12 protein-coding genes and 1 tRNA gene are annotated in these 17,723 nt (G+C 43.6%); 2 read left to right on the plus strand and 11 right to left on the minus strand.

The window, feature by feature from the left end; all coding sequences use genetic code 11:
- Window positions 1–28: 28 nt before the first annotated feature.
- The 4 genes from MKX35_RS25085 to MKX35_RS25100 all read right to left on the minus strand — a co-directional run bounded on the left by MKX35_RS25085 (window position 29) and on the right by MKX35_RS25100 (window position 6,015).
- Window positions 29–1,042 (minus strand): S-layer homology domain-containing protein, encoded by a 1,014-nt coding sequence (locus MKX35_RS25085; protein WP_076283297.1) that lies wholly within the window; start codon window positions 1,040–1,042, stop codon window positions 29–31.
- A gap of 99 nt (window positions 1,043–1,141) precedes the next feature.
- Window positions 1,142–2,773: a response regulator transcription factor gene (locus tag MKX35_RS25090; RefSeq protein ID WP_179085719.1), complete on the minus strand. Its 1,632-nt coding sequence runs from the start codon at window positions 2,771–2,773 to the stop codon at window positions 1,142–1,144.
- Window positions 2,774–2,800: 27 nt separating this feature from the next.
- Window positions 2,801–3,976, minus strand: a complete 1,176-nt coding sequence (locus tag MKX35_RS25095) for an ABC transporter substrate-binding protein (RefSeq protein WP_042186584.1) — start codon at window positions 3,974–3,976, stop codon at window positions 2,801–2,803.
- A 239-nt stretch (window positions 3,977–4,215) separates the two neighbouring features.
- Window positions 4,216–6,015: a cache domain-containing sensor histidine kinase gene (locus MKX35_RS25100; RefSeq protein WP_076283298.1), complete on the minus strand. Its 1,800-nt coding sequence runs from the start codon at window positions 6,013–6,015 to the stop codon at window positions 4,216–4,218.
- Between the two features lie 352 nt (window positions 6,016–6,367).
- Between MKX35_RS25100 and MKX35_RS25105 the strand changes: the two genes are divergently transcribed.
- Together MKX35_RS25105 and MKX35_RS25110 are read left to right on the plus strand one after the other, a co-directional pair.
- Window positions 6,368–6,949 carry a TetR/AcrR family transcriptional regulator gene (locus MKX35_RS25105; protein WP_076283299.1) on the plus strand — a complete coding sequence of 194 codons (582 nt, stop codon included), beginning with the start codon at window positions 6,368–6,370 and terminating at the stop codon, window positions 6,947–6,949.
- Window positions 6,950–6,973: 24 nt separating this feature from the next.
- Window positions 6,974–8,176 (plus strand): MFS transporter, encoded by a 1,203-nt coding sequence (locus MKX35_RS25110; protein ID WP_076300801.1) that lies wholly within the window; start codon window positions 6,974–6,976, stop codon window positions 8,174–8,176.
- 250 nt (window positions 8,177–8,426) lie between these two features.
- Here the strand turns inward: MKX35_RS25110 and MKX35_RS25115 are convergent, their stop codons facing one another.
- From MKX35_RS25115 to MKX35_RS25145, 7 genes are all read right to left on the minus strand, one after another.
- Entirely contained in the window at window positions 8,427–10,337 is a 1,911-nt protein-coding gene (locus MKX35_RS25115) for a beta-N-acetylhexosaminidase (RefSeq protein WP_076300800.1), read from the minus strand.
- A 62-nt stretch (window positions 10,338–10,399) separates the two neighbouring features.
- On the minus strand, window positions 10,400–11,260 hold the full coding sequence (locus tag MKX35_RS25120; protein ID WP_256716411.1) for a carbohydrate ABC transporter permease: 861 nt from the start codon (window positions 11,258–11,260) through the stop codon (window positions 10,400–10,402).
- Between the two features lie 56 nt (window positions 11,261–11,316).
- A complete protein-coding gene (locus tag MKX35_RS25125; protein WP_042186574.1) occupies window positions 11,317–12,189 on the minus strand; it encodes a carbohydrate ABC transporter permease in 873 nt (290 codons plus the stop codon).
- Window positions 12,190–12,221: 32 nt separating this feature from the next.
- Window positions 12,222–13,553, minus strand: coding sequence for an extracellular solute-binding protein (locus MKX35_RS25130; RefSeq protein WP_076300799.1), 1,332 nt, complete (start codon window positions 13,551–13,553; stop codon window positions 12,222–12,224).
- Between the two features lie 105 nt (window positions 13,554–13,658).
- On the minus strand, window positions 13,659–15,203 hold the full coding sequence (locus MKX35_RS25135; protein WP_076300798.1) for a response regulator transcription factor: 1,545 nt from the start codon (window positions 15,201–15,203) through the stop codon (window positions 13,659–13,661).
- A gap of 36 nt (window positions 15,204–15,239) precedes the next feature.
- A complete protein-coding gene (locus MKX35_RS25140) occupies window positions 15,240–17,021 on the minus strand; it encodes a sensor histidine kinase (RefSeq protein WP_076300797.1) in 1,782 nt (593 codons plus the stop codon).
- Between the two features lie 408 nt (window positions 17,022–17,429).
- Window positions 17,430–17,502 (minus strand) — tRNA-Lys (locus tag MKX35_RS25145).
- Window positions 17,503–17,723: the final 221 nt, after the last annotated feature.

The following is a 17,723-nucleotide window of genomic DNA, read 5'->3' on the forward strand; positions in this document are numbered from 1 at the left end:
AAGGTGCGTCATTATATGTTTTTTTGTATTACTTGGAATTTAACAATCGCTTGATAACAGTGGCTGATTCCGCTCTTGTAGCAGATTCTTTTGGTGCAAATGTAGTCTGAGTTCTACCTTTCATTAATCCCGATTTCAAGGCAAATCCCACCGACGCTTTAGCCCACGGGCTTATTTTACTATCATCTTTAAACGTAGTGGTGGAATCTGAGGCCATACTATCGACCTTTACACCGGAAGCATAAGCTTTCGCTCGCATCAGCATCGTTGTCATTTCTTCACGAGTAATGCTTTTTTCCGGAGCAAATTTCGTCTTGGACAAACCACTAATAATTCCGGCCGCATAAGCTTTCTTTACCGTATCTTCGTACCAAACTCCTGATTTCACATCCGTAAACGGATTACCTCCAGAACCTTCTGTAAGATCTAATGCCCTGGCTATAAGAGCTGCAAATTGTGCACGAGTGATGTTATTATTCGGGGCAAAGCTGTCGGCATCCATGCCTTCAACAATTCCTTTAGTGACCATTTCCATGATATCTTGCTTCGCCCAATGTGAGACGATGTCGCTGAAAATCTTGGTGAATGTTGAGGATTGATTCGGGGTGAATTCCTGATCTTTCAGATTACGATCAAGAACCTTTAATGCGGTCCATTTTACTGCAGTTGTACCAGCCCTTTTAGCTTTAAAGGTAATCGTGGCAATGTCCAAATTACCCTTTTCACCATTCACATTTCCGATCTTGGTATGGGCTATCGTAATTTCATTGTTTTTAACGATTGGAGATACAGAAAAGCCTTTGATCTTCGTTTCTGCTTTTACAATCTCAAGCACTTTCGGGTCAAAATTAAATTTAGCTTCATATGCGTATAAGTCTTGAATATCTTTACCCTTTAATGTAACGGTGAACGTAGAATTAGCAGATTCAGTAGCTGATGTCTGCATCTCGAAGTCAGAGACTTTTTCAGCATGGACTGTACTCAACCACATGGAAGAACATAACGTACAGATTAGTGCGAATGTGAATCGTTTGCGTCTCATAAGAACATCCCTTCACCCGTGAATTTTAACTCCCCCCTATCATATGGATTTTGAAATCGGATACACATGATTTATTTTGTTCAACATTGATTATTTTTGTTATTCATTCTCTCTTCGATAAGCTAAGGGACTAATTCCTGTGATTTTTTTAAAAATACGACTGAAATGTTCTGGATTCACGTATCCTACTTGCTCAGAAACCTCGTATATTTTCATTCCGCTCTCCAGCGCCTTTTTAGCCTTCTCGATTCGCAGATTCGTCAGAAACTGAATGAAATTAACACCTATTTCTTTGGAAAACTGTTTGCTTAAATAGCTCTCGCTTACACCGACAATCTGACTAATATTCGACAAATGGACATCTTCGTTAAAGTTTTTCTCTATGAGCTCTTTCGTTTTAGCAACAACAGGGCTAAGAAAGCATTCCTTGGGTTGATCTTTCGGATGCAGCTTTTGATGCAGATGTTCCAAGAACAGTCGGCACCAATGCACCGTATTCTCCCAGGTTTCCTGCTTATAAATATGATCCGTGATAGGATAAGGCAGCTTATCATGAAGCTTTTCCCAAGAAACGCCTTTTTGATAAATTAATGCACTTGCCTCCCAAGTCATATCGACTACATCTGATTTGATAAGCTCAGGTGAACAAGGGTATCGCTGAATCAACAAGCTACAGCAGTGTTCATAGACCTCCTGCCATTTCATTAAATCCGGATCACTTAATGACTTCAGCATTTCGGTTCTAGCCAAATACCATGCCTCTTTCCAGTCACTTTCCTTAATAGATGGACGCCTTTCAGCTTCCGGATAATATAATCGATTGTACCCCTGGTAGAAACTCAACCCTGCTAATCGTTCAGCTTGGCGGAATAATCGGTTCCACTGCTGATGACCATCCACAATATCACTGATGCCCATAGAAAGCTTCAAATTAATAAATTGCTTTAATCTCATGCTCACCTCAGACAAGATTATGTCTGTCAATCTACGAATGGCGATGATGCTGCATTGCTCTGGAAAAGAGAAGAACAAAACATAATGTCTGTCATCATATCTGCATACTTTGCAGATCCCTTCACTTCTACTTCGATTTGTTACCGTTCGTATCGTCTGCATAATCATACGGTGTGAATCTTCAAATTGAACGGTATCTGATAGCCTAAGAAGCGCAACCTCCAGATTTTTTTCCCCCATATGCTTTCGAACAAGCTCCAACGAAGGCGTTATATCATCATCTGTCACTTCTAAAGAATCCGATAGACAAAGTCGATGCAGAACAGAACAGATCGAAGCTTCTACGTCCTCTAAGGTTGATACTGTCTTTGAGGAGCTTTGCCGCCGCTTCAATTCATCCACAGTCTTAGTCAGTACCGGTGCAATATAAGTTTCATCTAACTTGGCTTTAACAATGTAATCAAAGGCGCCGAGCACAAAGGAATCTCTTACAAAAGAATAATCTCCGTATGCGCTAAGCATGATGGTTAATGGTTGATTCGAAAAAGTAGTGTTATTCAGTGCTTCGAGTAGCTCTACTCCATTCATATTTGGCATTTGAATATCCGCCAGAACTAGATCCACATCCTGATGGATTTTCAGCATATTTAATGCCTCCTTACCATCTCCTGCTTCCCCTGCAATCTCAAAATCGGTCGAAGCAATGGATATATACTCCCGGAGGGCTAGCCTAGCTAATGGTTCATCATCAACAATGAGAGCTTTAAATTTCATCATAAATCCCTCCATAATTGATCTATAGGATTACCTCAAAGCCTCAACCGCTATCTCCCAATCATCATTCAATTTTTCTTGAATATCGGACACCTCAGCACCTGAAAAAATTTCTTGTGCAGCCTTCTTTTCATCAAACTGTATGGCATTTTTTACTTTTTCAAACTTCTCATCGATCCCCAGGTACATAAACGGCTCAAAGGGGTGCTTCTCTTGAACATTGTTGAAGAACGGCAGGAATGATTCAATATTGATCACTGTCGATGAATTTTGCGAATAGTTGATATACACTTGGTAAACATCCCGGCTAAATACCCACTCCAAAAATGCTTTAACTTCTTCCGTATTTTTGGAATTTTTATTGATCGCCATATATTGATCTGGCATAGTGATTGCCTGCAAACGCTCTGAAGTTGTCTCTCTCCAGGGCAATGTGAACGCATCTAAATCTTTATCATCCTTCATTTTGGATAAATGATCTCTAAGATACCACTGACCGAGTGCAAGCATAGCCGCTTTATTATTTTGAAACAGCAGCGTTGCCTGATCCACACCAATATTGAGTGCATCGGGCCCTGCTAGTTCATTCTCTGCTATTTTCTTAATCATCACTGCTGCTTTCTCGAAAGGAGAACCTTTTCCAAAAGGGCGTTTCGTCTGTGCGATTGAAGATAAATAATTTTCATCCTTGGATAGTAGAGGCGGCCCGAACTCAGTGAAAGGATAGAACGTCCAATTCTCTTTCCCGCCAATCGCAATCGGAATATATTTGCCATGCGCTTTAATCTTCATCATCACATCCATAAATTCATCCATCGTTTGCGGAATCTCTACGCCGGCCTCTTGAAAGATACTTGGATGGTAATAGACATATTCAGAGAAGGATACAAGTGGTAGACCAAGAATGGAATGATCTAATCTAGCGGGATATTTATTGTTTTTTGCTGCGGTTAATCCATCCAGTGGAAGAAGTACTGCTTTGTAAGTGAGTAGGTCATCTGGCTTCAGGTAAAAAATATCCGGCAAATCATTGGCTGCTAAACGAACCTTTAAATACTGACCGCTATTATCGGGAATTGTCTCTACTTCAACCGTTACATTAGGCTTAATTTTAGAGTAGTCTCTTACTTTTTCCGTCCAAAATTTGATATCTGTCTTCGCTTCCCACATGCCGAATTTTATTTTAATCGGTTGATCCAGATTCACCTTTCCCTGTTGTTGCTCTATTGCCCCTCCTTTGGGACTGAACTTACTTAAAGAGAAAAAGCCACCTACAAAAATAAGAGAAATGATCCCTATTAAGGACACACGGAGTATTATTTTCACTTCTATTAATCACAGCCTTCGAAAAAAAGTTTATACCATCATACCTCCTCTGAAGTTACACATGAATGATGTTTTCCCTCTGGACTATGATCTTTTATGATCCTCCGCAGCATTTTGCTTCATCCTCCCTCCCCTAACAACTGATCCTGCATCTCTTCCTCCGGCGTGTCGATCAACGGTAGTCTTATCGATACTATCGTTCCCTGAGGTTTATTCTTCTCGTACTTTAAACCGTAACGCCTCCCGTAATGTAGCTGAATTCGCTTATTAACGTTACTGTTTCCCATACCACTGAAAGAATGCTGATGGCGTATACCATCGCTGTCATATTCCTGAGCATCCATATCCAACATGCCTACACCATTATCAGCTATGGTTATAAGAAGATCTTCCGCTTGTTTGCTCACTATGATTTCGATGATACCAGGATAGTCAACATTCTTTAGTCCATGAATAATACTGTTTTCTAAAATAGGTTGTAGTAGCAATTTCAATATATAATAACCTGCTAAATCCTCATCTACTTCCCATCTCGTTTGAATCGGTCTACCAAAACGAATCTCCATGATATACAAATAATTCTTTAAATGATCTATTTCCTCATCAATCGTAGTCAAAATTCCACCTCGATTAAAAGAAGAAGCCAACAGACGAGTTAGCGCATGTGTCATATTCCGTATGTTATCTGCTTTACTGATTAAAGCCATAAACTTGATTGAATTGAGCGTATTTATTAAAAAGTGTGGATTGATCTGCGACTGAAGTGCTGCAAACTCCGCCTTTCGCTTCTCCACCTCTTGCCTTTCATGATGGTAGAGCAGATCCTGAATACGTTCCGTCATGTGATTAAAAGAATGCCCAAGCTTAATTAGCTCCAGGCTGCCGGTTCTCATAAATTTAGCGTTTAAATCACCTTCAGTAACCAGATCCATTTGCCGGAGAAGCTCATTTAACGGCTTAGTAACATTAGATACAAAGTAAAATGAAACAAGAATAAATGCTAAGATGATCATCAATGCAAACACCCAGACGATATAATTCACACTAAGGTAATTGGCTGTTAGATCAGCATATGGAATAGACTGTACAAGCCACCATCCGGTCTGATCAATCTTGGCGTAGGTTATCAAATTTCTATCTTCACCATTAACATCCACAACGTACCCTTTTTCCTGCGGCCCACGATTTGCGAACCAGTGCATTTGGAATTCCCCTCCTCTAGAGGCAAGGGTATTGGATGAGATAATTTGACCTTCCTCTGTGACGATGAAAAGGCTGGATTCCGTATTATCACGTGACTGCAAAATATGATCAAAGGCACTACTCTCAAACGTAAAAAGAATCATTTCTAGCTGGGATAAAGGATTGATTACACTTGGAGATAGGGCAGCAACCATATTGTAAGGATTGTAGTTACCATATAAAATATTGGGCATCATCCCCAGAAAATGAACGCTATCGGGATTATTCAGCACCTGCCCATACCACGTTTTTTGGCGAAAATAAGAATCATCCAAATTCAAATTCTTTAAGTACGAATAGGATTGATGGTCTTTAAATAGGAAGTTCACCGACAGTACTCGTCCTGAGATGGATGCCGTGTACTTCTCTATTAAGACCTTTAGCTCATAGTAAGCCTGCTGTTTCTCGACTCCACTCTTACGATTAATTTCATAAAGCTTTGCCATCACATCCCTGTCCATACCGATGGAAGCGAATAGACCCGTCAACCTCCTTATTTCCTGACTAACAGAATAGGAGATCGCTTGAGCCGTTTGCTGAGACCGTGATGTATTTTGCTGAAGAATATCTCGCTTATAAATATTTAGAATAATGATGGAGAATAAGATGATCGGCAGAATGACTACAAGTATAAAAAAAAGCCTCAATGTGCTAGACATCCGCCAATTTTTTCTCATAAGTTCCCTCCCCTTTAAAAGATAACTTATAAACGCTCACTTCTACCTCACCATGAATATTGAACAACATATTCCCTTAAATTTGTGCTACTTCCTGCATGGCGACAAAAGTACTCAGAATATTACACACAACCATTCACTTAATCTTTAAATCTGAGTTTTTTCCCAGTTTTCGACAACGTTTACGAGTTGATTCAAAATGAAAAAGAGCTGACATTAATGTAGAAAGTTCTACTTTAGGATCAGCTCCTTTAGTTGGTCAATCGTCTTTTCAAACATTATTCATTTGCATAAAATAATTTAATTTGATAGTATAACTGACGAACGTTCGTTAATATCGAGGTGATTTTTTTTGAAAAGTAAAGAAATTAAAGACATTGCTTTGAAATGTTTCACAACTCATGGATATGAGGGGGCTTCTTTGTCTCAAATTGCTGAGCAAGTCGGGATGAAAAAACAATCTCTTTATGCCCATTTCAAAGGGAAGGATGATCTTTTTCTGCAAGTTCTACAAGATGCCAAAGAGACAGAAATCTCATCCAAACTACAATATTTGAGTAAGGTAGGGACTCAAAATCCTAAAACAGATTTATTAGGATATCTGCAATTGGTCATTGATATGTTTCAAAAGAACGAGCAGTTAAAGTTTTGGTTGCGTATCTCTTTTTTTCCACCGCCCCATCTTGCTAAAGCGATTGATGAAGAAGTAATCGACACAGAGAAAAAGATTCAACCCGTACTTGAAAGTAAATTCCAAGCTTGGATCGATGCCAAAGTCATCATGGAAGATGCAGCCTCCATCCCAACGCTTGCCTTTTTAGGTGTAGTTGATTCGATCATGCTAGAGCTTGTGTATGGCAATAATGAAATCCGTTTAAATGAAAAACTAAATGCCTCATGGACCGTATTTTGGAGAGGTATTTCACAGGTGTGATTCTACAAAGAGAGGTATTACTTCATGAAGAAACCATTGAAAGAACAAAAAACAGTCTTACTCATTCTACTAAGTAACATATTCATTGTTTTTCTAGGCGTTGGGCTGATCGTCCCTGTTATGCCATCCTTTATGAACATTATGCATTTGTCAGGTAAAACGATGGGGTATCTTGTAGCAGCATTTGCATTCGCGCAATTACTCATGTCTCCTCTGGCAGGGCGCTGGATTGACACTTACGGCAGAAAAAAAATGATCGTTATCGGCTTAGTGCTCTTCAGTGCATCGGAATTAATCTTTGGTTTAGGCACACATGTATCCGTTCTTTATTTCGCCAGAATTCTTGGAGGGATTGCTGGTGCATTCATTATGCCTGCCGTCACTGCCTATGTTGCGGACATCACCTCAGTAGAGGAAAGACCTAAGGCAATGGGTTATGTTTCTGCCGCCATTAGTATCGGTTTTATTATTGGCCCAGGAATCGGAGGATTTATTACTGAACTAGGTATACGTGCTCCATTCTATTTTGCTGCTGGCTTCGCCTTAATCACTTGTATTTCGTCGATATTTATTCTGAAAGAGCCACTATCCAAAGAGCAGCTTTTGGAAATCAGTAAACTAAAAAAAGACACCAACTTTATCACTGATCTGAAACGCTCGTTTCATCCAGCATATATTATTGCGTTTATTATAGTGTTTGTCCTCGCCTTTGGCTTATCGGCATATGAAACTGTGTTTAGCCTGTTTTCTGATCATAAATTTGGCTTCACTCCACGGGATATTGCAACCATCATTACAATAAGCTCAATCTTCGGGGTGGTTGTGCAGGTCTTTTTATTCGGTAAAATGGTAGATAAGCTCGGTGAAAAAAAGCTCATTCAACTCTGCTTAATTGCTGGCGTAGCCTTAGCTGTAGCCTCCACCATGATCAATAACTATTTAACTGTTCTGCTAGTAACCTGCTTCATCTTTCTCGCATTTGACCTACTCCGTCCAGCACTAACGACCTATTTATCAAAAACGGCTGAAAAAGAGCAAGGCTTTGTCGCTGGCATGAACTCAACCTATACTAGCCTTGGTAATATCATCGGACCTGCATTAGGCGGAGTATTATTTGATGTAAACATCAACTATCCATATCTCTTTGCGGCTGTCATTATGTTAATTGGTCTTGTAATTACGATGGTATGGAAAGAAAAACAAGCTACTAATGGCTTGGTAAACTAAGGTAAGGAACAACTGCGAATAGTAAGATTTACAAAATAAAAACAGCTCGCCCTCTATGGGCACACGAGCTGCTCAGGCTGTCGAGAATGTCTCGACAGCTTTCTTTATATCTAATCATTTACAGTCTTCACCACGTATTTTATCCTCGTTCCCACTGCTTGTACATTAAATATACAAAAAACGGAGCCCCTAACCATCACTTCATGACCAGTACCTTTGATTTCAATTTGCTTGAGAATAATTCTTCAACCTAGAATGGATTGATCACATGGAAAAATACGTTAGGCGACGCCATACGGTAATAATAGCTGCACCAGCCTGCACCTTTGTCGGTGAAACGGTTCGTCGTGCTATACAGCAATCGTTCCTGCTCCAGCTCCTCGATCCGTTCGAGCTTTCCGTCCGCATATTCTAACAGCCTCATGCTCGCTGTATCCAGCCGGCTTACAACGCCGCCGTAACGAATATCGAGCACCTCCCAGCCGAACGGTTTGAACATCGATAGCCATTGCTTCCGGTGTGCGGCGCGAAGATTTTGCACACCCAGCGAAATTTCGGGCAAAACATCCTCTGCAATCCGCCTAAGTACTGCCTTGTCTCCACTGTCATAAGCCCGCTTCAGCTCAAGACCGATTTCGCTCTTCTGCTTCAACACCGCACATAGCTTTTGTGGCACCTCAAACAAGTAATCTAGCTCTGCCTCAGCTTTTCTGCGGCTTGCAATTTCGCCTTCCGCCCATGCATAATGAGCCGCCATATCTAGCCCATCAATCTGTTTGTCGAACAGCCCCAGCAGTACATCCTGATACAACAGAAACTTAGACGGATTGCTCTGCTTCTGATTATTTGGTGCAGCTCCCGGTGTCTCGTCCAAATACTTCAGCCCCATGTAAGCGTCCGCCTCGATGCCGGTGCAGAACCGAACGCGCTCGGCCAGCGCCTTGTCAGTCGGCGTCGACGAAGAATAAGCATGCTCCGCATAAAACTGCAAGCCGAGCAAAGCGATGTACGGATTGCTCTCCATTCCGTCGTCACCCCACATCGTCGCATAAACTTCCCTGATGCCTTCCTTCTTGCATACCGTCAGCGCTGCATCGGTCGCCGGCAAGGATAGCCCGTAATTGACGCCGAACGTATTGAATATCCACACAGCACCCGCAAAAATAAGATTATTACCGAGCGGCCGGTGTTTGGCGATCAATGTTTCGTAGTCCTTCTCCTCGACATGGTTATAGTCCCAGTAAACCATATCTATGTCCTTAGGAATGCGGCTCGACATGTCCTCTGATATTTGCGTCTCATGGCCATAATAATCTTCACCGTTAGCTGAAGCCAGCTTCAGGAACATATCGCTCCACATCATCGGTTTCAACCCTAAGCGTCGAGTTACTGCGAGCACCCGCTCCAGATGGCCTGTCATAATATCAAAACGGTTCATATGTCCATTTCGATCCAAAAATTTACCGCGTCCAAGCTCTTCCGCTTCATCCATGCCGATGTGGATTTTCCGGCTGCGGAACGGCGCGCTAATGCTGACAATCATATTTTCGACCAGACGATCGGTCTTCTCCGCTCCAACTAGCAAAGCGCCTTTTGTATCTTTATATTCCTTTACCGGCTCCCATTTCAAAAACTCCTCCAAATGAGCCAGTGTTTGAATGCTCGGGAACGCTTCAATGCCGAATTGATCGGCGTAATCGTCGATTTCCTTCAACTCCGCCGCCGTGTAGCGGCCGCGCATGTAGCCGAAATATGGCTCGTCTTCTATCTCGTAAGTGTCTTCCAAATAGAGCATGACGCTATTCAAGCCCATCAGCGCCATTTTACGCAGCATAAACTTGAAGCTTTCAACGGTTAGCACTCCATTGCGCGATAAATCAAACATCGGACCGATCACATCGAATTGTTGTTGCTCTGTAATTTGAAAGCTCTCTCCGCCCCTAATCTTCTGAATCAACAGTCCCAAGCCGCGAAAAAATTGATGTTTAGCGCCGTAACGAATATAAGCGCTTTTACCATCATAACCAACTTCCAGTTCTCCTGAAGACGGTTCTATCAAAACGGGAATTCCATCCTCCGACCATTCTGACTTAAGTTCGGCAAGCAGCAACTGAAGCCCTGATTGAAGCTCGCTCAATTCTCCTATAAAATGTAACTTCACTATCAATCCCTCCAAAAGAATGAAATAAATATAAAATCACATCAAAAACTCGATCAAGGGTGTCAACCTTTGACCGAGCCTGCAACCATGCCTTTCATAATTTGCTCTTGGAAGATCAAAAAGATGAGGATGGTTGGTATTGCAGCAATAAACATCGCGCCCATCGTTAAGCTGTAGTCCGTTCCGAATCCGTCGGAGAAGAGTGACAAGCTGAGGGGCAGCGTCTTCAGCGCTTGAGAATTAATAAAGACGAGCGCGAAGGAGAAATCATTCCAAAACCTCAAAAATGCAAGAATTGTAATCGTAGCGACGATCGGCAGGGACAATGGGAAAATGATGCGTCCGAAGATTCCCCACCAGCCGTTGCCGTCGATCATCGCCGCTTCCTCTACTTCTCTCGGAATGGATACGATGTAGGACATTCCAAGGAAGATCGCAATTGGTAATTCAAATGCCGTATACGGTAGGATGAGTGACCAGTACGTATTCAGCATCCCGAGCTTGTTCATGAAAATAAACAATGGAACGAGTGTGCTATGAATTGGAATGAGCATGCCTAGCAAGAACAATCCTTTTATAACGCCACTCAACTTGAATGGGAACCGGGCAAGCACATAAGCTGCAAGCATACCGAGCACAATGGTCAGCAGCAGTGCTGAGAGGGTAACAATTGTGGAGTTGAGCACCGCCCGGCCCATATTTCCGAGATCCCATGCCCGGGTTATATTGTCGAACTGCCATTGCTGCGGCCAGGAATAGGGACGATTGAAAAATTCCTGATTTGACTTGAATGCACTTATTCCTAACCAGTATAGCGGATACAATGTAATTATGGCATAAAATAACAGGATGATTTTCGCAATTCCGGAAATCGGCTTACGCCACAGCGAGCCTCTCATCTTCTCCGACCGAGCGTCTATCATTGCTTGCATAGCGATTCACTCCTTCATCGGCCGGGCTAACATTAGCCGACCGCCCATTAGCCGCGTCTCTTCGTGATGATATGATTTAGGCCAATGAGAACGGCGCTAATCAGAATAATCATTGTGGATACCGCAGAGCCGTAGCCGTAACGGTATACCGTAAAGGTGTTATTGTACATATATGTGGCGAGCAATTCTGTCGATTGTGCAGGACCGCCGCGCGTCATGACGATAACATGGTCGAATGCCTTCAAACTTCCAGATATGCACAGTACGATGGTTACAACAACTGTTCCCCAAATTATCGGGAGCGTCACGAAAAATAGCTTTCTCCAGGCTACCGCCCCGTCGATCTTCGCAGCATCTTCAATTTCTGAAGAGATATTTTGGAGTGCAGCGATGAAAATGATAAGATACGGGCCGATATTCGCCCAGTTAATCGGGATCGATACGGCAAACATATTGATTTTAGGGTCGTCTAGCCAAGGCCGGCGCCAAGATTCCAGTCCCAGCGTCTCCAATAATTGATTCAGCAAACCGATTTGCGGGTGATAAATATAGCCCCAGATGAGACCGACGACGACTGTAGACAGCACCATCGGGAGAAATACAGCGGAGCGCATCAACCGATTGAACATCGTGTTCTTGAGCAAGAACAATGACAGCAGCAATGCGACCGATACTTGACCTATTACTGCCGAGACAACAAGGATCAGGTTGTTTTTCAGTGCTCTCCAGAATACTGGATCCTCTAGTATCATTCGATAATTATCCAACCCGATAAGCTTAGCAGCACCGAGTCCCTTCCACTCAAAGAAACCGTAGTAAGCTGACCAAAAAATCGGGACGATCGCAAAGATGATAAAGATGAGTAGTGCAGGAAGCAGCGCCATGATGACGAAGCTTCTGCTGCGCAATGATGCAGGCATGGCGACAGCCTCCTTTACGTACTTTTGTCTGATTACTTTTTAGTCGAACGCGCTTGCGCATCCTGCAGTTTTTTAGCTACATCCTCCGGCTTACCGCCCATCATAAGCTCTTGAAGACCGTTGTTGATCACTTCGCCTGCTTCAGCAGATAAATAGGCGTCATATACCGGCGTAATTTCAGAATTCACAGCCAATTCATAAGCTTTGAAGTAAAGCGGGCTTACTTTAGACTTATCCAGTTCTACTTTGTACATAACCATTGAGTTGCTTTCTGCGATCGCCTTTTGGCCATCCGGTCCGCTTACTGCGTAGATCAGATCAAGCGCTGCCTGCTTCTGTGCGCCTTTTGTATTTTTGTTAAGCGCGAAGCCTGCGCCTGCGCCACCGGAAATCGTATTCGGCTTGCCTGCTCCACCTTCTATGCCAGGCATTGTTGTGACTTCGATAGGTGCCAACTGCTCAGGAGTTGCAGATGCTGCAAGATTCGTAAGCGACCATGCGCCGTTAATCATCATAGCTGCCTTGCCTTGAATGAAGTATTGCTCTGCTTGCGTGTTGTCGATGCTATTTGCGCCATCTTGAAACGCTTTATTGTCAACGAGCTCTTTGTACTTGCCCAAAGCGTCAATGAACACAGGATCTGTAAAAGATGCTCCATCTTGAGCTGCAGCTTTCAAGAACCATTCCGTGCCCGTCACGCGGTCAGCCAACGAACCGATAATCGTCGATTGTGCAACCCATGGCGCTTTATTGCCGAGGGCAATCGGCGTAATGCCGTTGTCGTTGAACGTTTTAATTGCAGTCATCATCTCTTCCCAAGTCGTCGGCACTTTTACACTATGCTTCTCGAAAAGATCTTTGTTATAATACATGAACGAAGTTGCTGACATACCGAGCGGCGCTGTGAAAATTTGTCCTTTTTCAAACTCATAGCGGTCGAATGCACCTGCCAAGAAACTGTTCTTCCATTCTGGGTATTTATCCATCAACTCTGTAATCGGTTGAAGCTTACCGGCATCATAGAACTCTTGGGATTGGCTGCCCGCATATACGAAAAATACGTCTGGCATTTCATTTGCCGCAGCCACCGTGCTTAGGCGTTGACGATAACCGTCAACCGGGATCGCTTGCGCGTCTACCTCAACGTCTGGATGCTCCTCTTTATACTTGTCGATCAGGTCTCTAACCGCTTTGGCACGAAGGTCGTCACCCGCGAAGTTATGCCATATTGAAATTTTCGTTTTTTCTTCAGAGCTTTTGTTGTCTTCATTGCTCTGCTCTTTTTTTCCGCTATTGTTGCAAGCGGTTGCCAAAAGGGCAATCATCAAGATAATTGTCGTTACAAACGCAAGTCTCTTCTTCATTCAAATATTCCCCCTTTAGTGATAACCCTAGTATAGATAAGACAGACGAGAAGTCGTAGGGGGGAAAATTAAGCCCATACGGGGGGTATTTTCACCTTCGTCGATTCATCTTGAACGGTATTGCGAAGGAGTTTCGCCACTGTAACGCTTAAATAGCTGGTTAAAATGCTTCATATCCTCGTATCCTACCCGCTTAGCGATCTCGCTCACCTTCGCCGGCGTTTCCTTCAACAAACGGCTAGCCCATTCCATTCTCGCTTCCGTTACATACTCAATATAGTTTTTACCTGTTTCCTGTTTAAACAGCTTGCTAAAATAGTTCGGATTCATATGTACGCTTGCCGCTACTTGCGCCAAAGACAAGCTGTCTGCAAGATGCTCGCGTATATAGGCTACAGTTCGGTCAATGGCTTCATTCCTGCTGCCGTTTAATCGTTCATACTGCGCATGGATCGCAAGCAGCATCTGCTGCAAAGTTTCTTCTGGGTTCGCAGTAAGCAGCTTTATGTCCAACTGTTCAAGCTGTGGAAGCTTAGGCATCGATTGACCAACGGACGCTGCTGCACGCTCTAGCCAGCGGTACCCCCCAACAATCAAGGAATGTAAATACGCTTGAACGGAACAAGGCGTCGCTTCCGCATCCTGTCTAATGCTCGCCAGTTCACCTTTAATCCACTGTTTTACGACCTCTCGGCTCCCGCTTCTCAGAACGGCGGTTAGCTTACTCTCCACTTCTTCCGTACAAACGGTCTGCATTCCTTTCCGATCTTTAATATCCTCATAGGCCAGCGTTTTTGCTTCCTCTGCCAACCAGCGGTACGAGGCGGTTTGTTCGGCGGTGCGAAGTGACTCCCTCAGTTCTACCACGTTGCTGGCCCATACACCGCATGCTGCAAAAAAAGGCTGGCTATAAACGCGCTCCGCCCGCTCCATCGACGCCTTAACCAATCGCTTCGCGCCCGGCTGCCCCCTGCGGAAAATAAGCAGCCATCCATAGTCCCAATCCAGAATGACACAGCCAAGTGAATCCCTAATCATCGCAGCCGCCTCATTCATTTCACTTTCCGTCTCCTCCTTCATTGTCAGTGGAGACGCAGATGTCACTAGCCATAGCTCTAGCTTCTCCATATCCGATCCGAGCCTCAGCTCAGGATAATAGATCAACAGTTCCTCACTTTCACGCTCCGTCAGGAGATTGTCCCCGCGAAGAAACCGATCTAGTTGCTTCCAACGGAACGCCGTTTGATGGATGGCTTCTTGAAGCACGGCCTCCCGTCTGCTGACGATACGCTGCTTCACGCGCATAACCGCAGTCATGATATCGCCAGGACGGCTATTTTTAAGCAAATAATCACTTATTCCTTCCCGCATCGCTTGCTGTGCATATGCAAAATCATCGAATCCAGACAATATAATAATTTCAATGTAAGGAAAATTCCGCTTAACCTCGCGAGACAATTCCAATCCCGTCATTCCCGTCATCCGAATATCGGTTAGAATGATGTCAGGACACTCTATCGTAATGCGCATCAGCGCTTCCTCCGCGGAAGCAGCCGGCGCGAGCAGCTCAATGCCATTCTCTTCCCATTTAATAACCGTGCTAAGGCCGGTCCTAATAATGACTTCGTCATCTACAATTAACAGCTTCATGTACAGATTCTCCTTCCTTCCCACAAAGGTTGTAGCCTATTTGATTTCTGATTGGATCGGTATAATGGTAAAACTAACTTTAGTGCCGCTTCCTTCTACGCTTTCGATCCGCAAACCGGCTTCATGCCCATAATGAAGCTGCAGCCGATTATGCACGTTGCTCAATCCGTAGCTGCTACCTGCCGAGTCATTATTCTTCAGCGGATCAATGCCCAAGTTTGCGCTTATCTTCTCCCTCAGCAGCTCCAATCTTTCCCTGCTCATGCCGACACCGTCATCCTGAACAATAAACGTAATACGCTCTCCCGCTGACACCGCTTTAACGATAATGCTTCCTTTCCCCTCTCTTTTCAAAATGCCATGAATCATCGCATTTTCAATTAGCGGCTGGAGCAGCAGCTTCAGCATTCTCATATCGAGCAGCTCCGCCGGAATATTCGCCTCGTAATCAAATTTATCTGGATATCGAATGGACTGGATCTTCACATAATGATCTACATGCAAAATTTCTTGGCTGATTGCACAATATTCCTGTCCTTTATTTAAGCTGAAACGAAGAAAATCACTCAATGAGCCGACCATATCCGCAATTTTCTCGTCTCCCTTCATTAGCGCCATCCAGTGGACTGACGATAACGTATTGTATAGAAAATGCGGATTGATCTGCGCTTGAAGCGCCGACATATCCGCTTCCTTCTTCAACGCTTCGCTCAGCTTCACCTCATCGGTTAAATTAATAATTCGCGAGCTCATCCGATTATAGCTAATAATCAGCTGTCCAACCTCATCGATCGATGTGACGGGCAGCGTCGGCAGCGGTTCGTCCGGGCTGGAATTTCTAAGAAAATTCGTTAATGCTGACAACGGTTTCGTTACCTTTTGAATAAGTACAAGTACAAAAGCGATGACAAAAAGCATGGAAATGCTGACTGCAATTGCAGTTAACGTTAAAAAATACTGATTCTGCGCTCTGTAAGCTTTTGCCGGAATGATGCCTACGAGCCTCCAGTTAACATTCGGCATCTGATAGTATAATACTGTACTCCGCTCCTCCGCTTCTCGGTAATCGAACGAGCCCGACTTACCCTTGAATTCAACTATTCCGGGAAAATAATCGTTCAAGTTCTTGTTAGTCGAATACCCTTCCGGCCCAGCCAATATCCGATTTTGTTCGTCCAACAGCAGGGCGACGCCTTCACCCTCTAGTCCAGCTTGCTTTAAATGGCTAGAGATAACCGATTGCGTCAAGCTAATTTTAAGCATGCCGATATCGTAATATTTTGATGTGCTGCGAATCGGCCGCGACATCGTAATGACATCCTCTTTGCCGTCCGATGTAACGAAGTGATGTACCGGAGACCACCATTTAGGATATTTCTCATAATAACTGGGATATTCGCTCTGAATATCGGCCCATTCTGATTCGAGGACGGATCTGAAGGAAACCGACGGCTTATTATCTTCATTCGATTCGATCATGACATTGGCGATATATGGTTTGGAAATCGATAATGTTGTAAGTAAATTAACGATCGAGGTTTGCTTTAGCAAATCGTGTTCCGTTGTTTTCAAATAGCTTTGGACATCAGGGTGGCCGATGAGGAATAGTGATAGATTCTCAACATCGCTCACCATATTTTCCAAATAGGCCCCAATTTGCCGAAGCGTGTTCATGCCTGAACTTTTCGCTTTCTCTTCCGTTAAGCTTTCAGCAATATAATAGGAGAACAGTCCCAGAGACAACACCGGTACCAATACCGAAATAATAATCAACAAGCTCAGCTTCTGCTTTAACGATTTACCCAACCAGTTTTCCATCTTATCCTCCGTTCAGATTACCTTTATGCTCTGTTGCTAAATTGTAGCTTTCAAGACTTCCAGAAAACATGTTTGCGCTTTCATATTAACCTAAGTCGCTCGTCCCGACTAGAGTCTATTGTTGACTTGATGAAGCATTGCCTGGTCTTGAGGTCGTCGATGTACCGGGAGAGAGCACCGGATCTTACCTCAGCACAAAAAAAAAGACCGCCCTCTCGCAAAGGAATACAGTCTATTTCCTGTTTGATCCTTCGAAAAGCGGCTATTGCACCGACAGTCGTGTTTCCACACGGCTCGCTTGCATTGCACATTTTTTCTCTCCAAACTATTCCATGAAAGAAACCTAATAAAAAGCCACTCCACTCTCCACACAACAAAAAAAACGGCATTTCTGCCGTTTCTTTAGGATGGACTCTCAGGGGCTCGAACCCTGGACAAATAGATTAAGAATCTACTGCTCTACCAACTGAGCTAAGAGTCCATATGATGTTTGGTGGAGCCAAGGGGGATCGAATCCCTGACCTCATCGCTGCCAGCGATAGAGATGGTCTAGGTTTTAGAATGCTAATGCAGGAATAATCCTTATTATGCAAGCATTTCCTACGACTGTCAGAGGATATAAACAATTCTTTTATGATACTTGGTGACAGCGTTTGTCCCCAGTTCGTCCCCATTAAATGATGTAATATGTTTCCGCACTCC

The sequence above is a fragment of the Paenibacillus sp. FSL R5-0923 genome (genome assembly GCF_038009145.1).
Lineage (GTDB): Bacteria > Bacillota > Bacilli > Paenibacillales > Paenibacillaceae > Paenibacillus_AQ.

What these genes read in the sequence shown, in the direction of transcription:
- MKX35_RS25110 (WP_076300801.1), top strand. Translation starts at nt 6,974, where the DNA reads ATGAAGAAACCATTGAAAGAACAAAAAACAGTCTTACTCATTCTACTA.
- MKX35_RS25090 (WP_179085719.1), bottom strand. Translation starts at nt 2,773, where the DNA reads ATGATGAAATTTAAAGCTCTCATTGTTGATGATGAACCATTAGCTAGG.
- MKX35_RS25135 (WP_076300798.1), bottom strand. Translation starts at nt 15,203, where the DNA reads ATGAAGCTGTTAATTGTAGATGACGAAGTCATTATTAGGACCGGCCTT.
- MKX35_RS25130 (WP_076300799.1), bottom strand. Translation starts at nt 13,553, where the DNA reads ATGAAGAAGAGACTTGCGTTTGTAACGACAATTATCTTGATGATTGCC.
- MKX35_RS25100 (WP_076283298.1), bottom strand. Translation starts at nt 6,015, where the DNA reads ATGAGAAAAAATTGGCGGATGTCTAGCACATTGAGGCTTTTTTTTATA.
- MKX35_RS25125 (WP_042186574.1), bottom strand. Translation starts at nt 12,189, where the DNA reads ATGCCTGCATCATTGCGCAGCAGAAGCTTCGTCATCATGGCGCTGCTT.
- MKX35_RS25120 (WP_256716411.1), bottom strand. Translation starts at nt 11,260, where the DNA reads ATGATAGACGCTCGGTCGGAGAAGATGAGAGGCTCGCTGTGGCGTAAG.
- MKX35_RS25085 (WP_076283297.1), bottom strand. Translation starts at nt 1,042, where the DNA reads ATGAGACGCAAACGATTCACATTCGCACTAATCTGTACGTTATGTTCT.
- MKX35_RS25140 (WP_076300797.1), bottom strand. Translation starts at nt 17,021, where the DNA reads ATGGAAAACTGGTTGGGTAAATCGTTAAAGCAGAAGCTGAGCTTGTTG.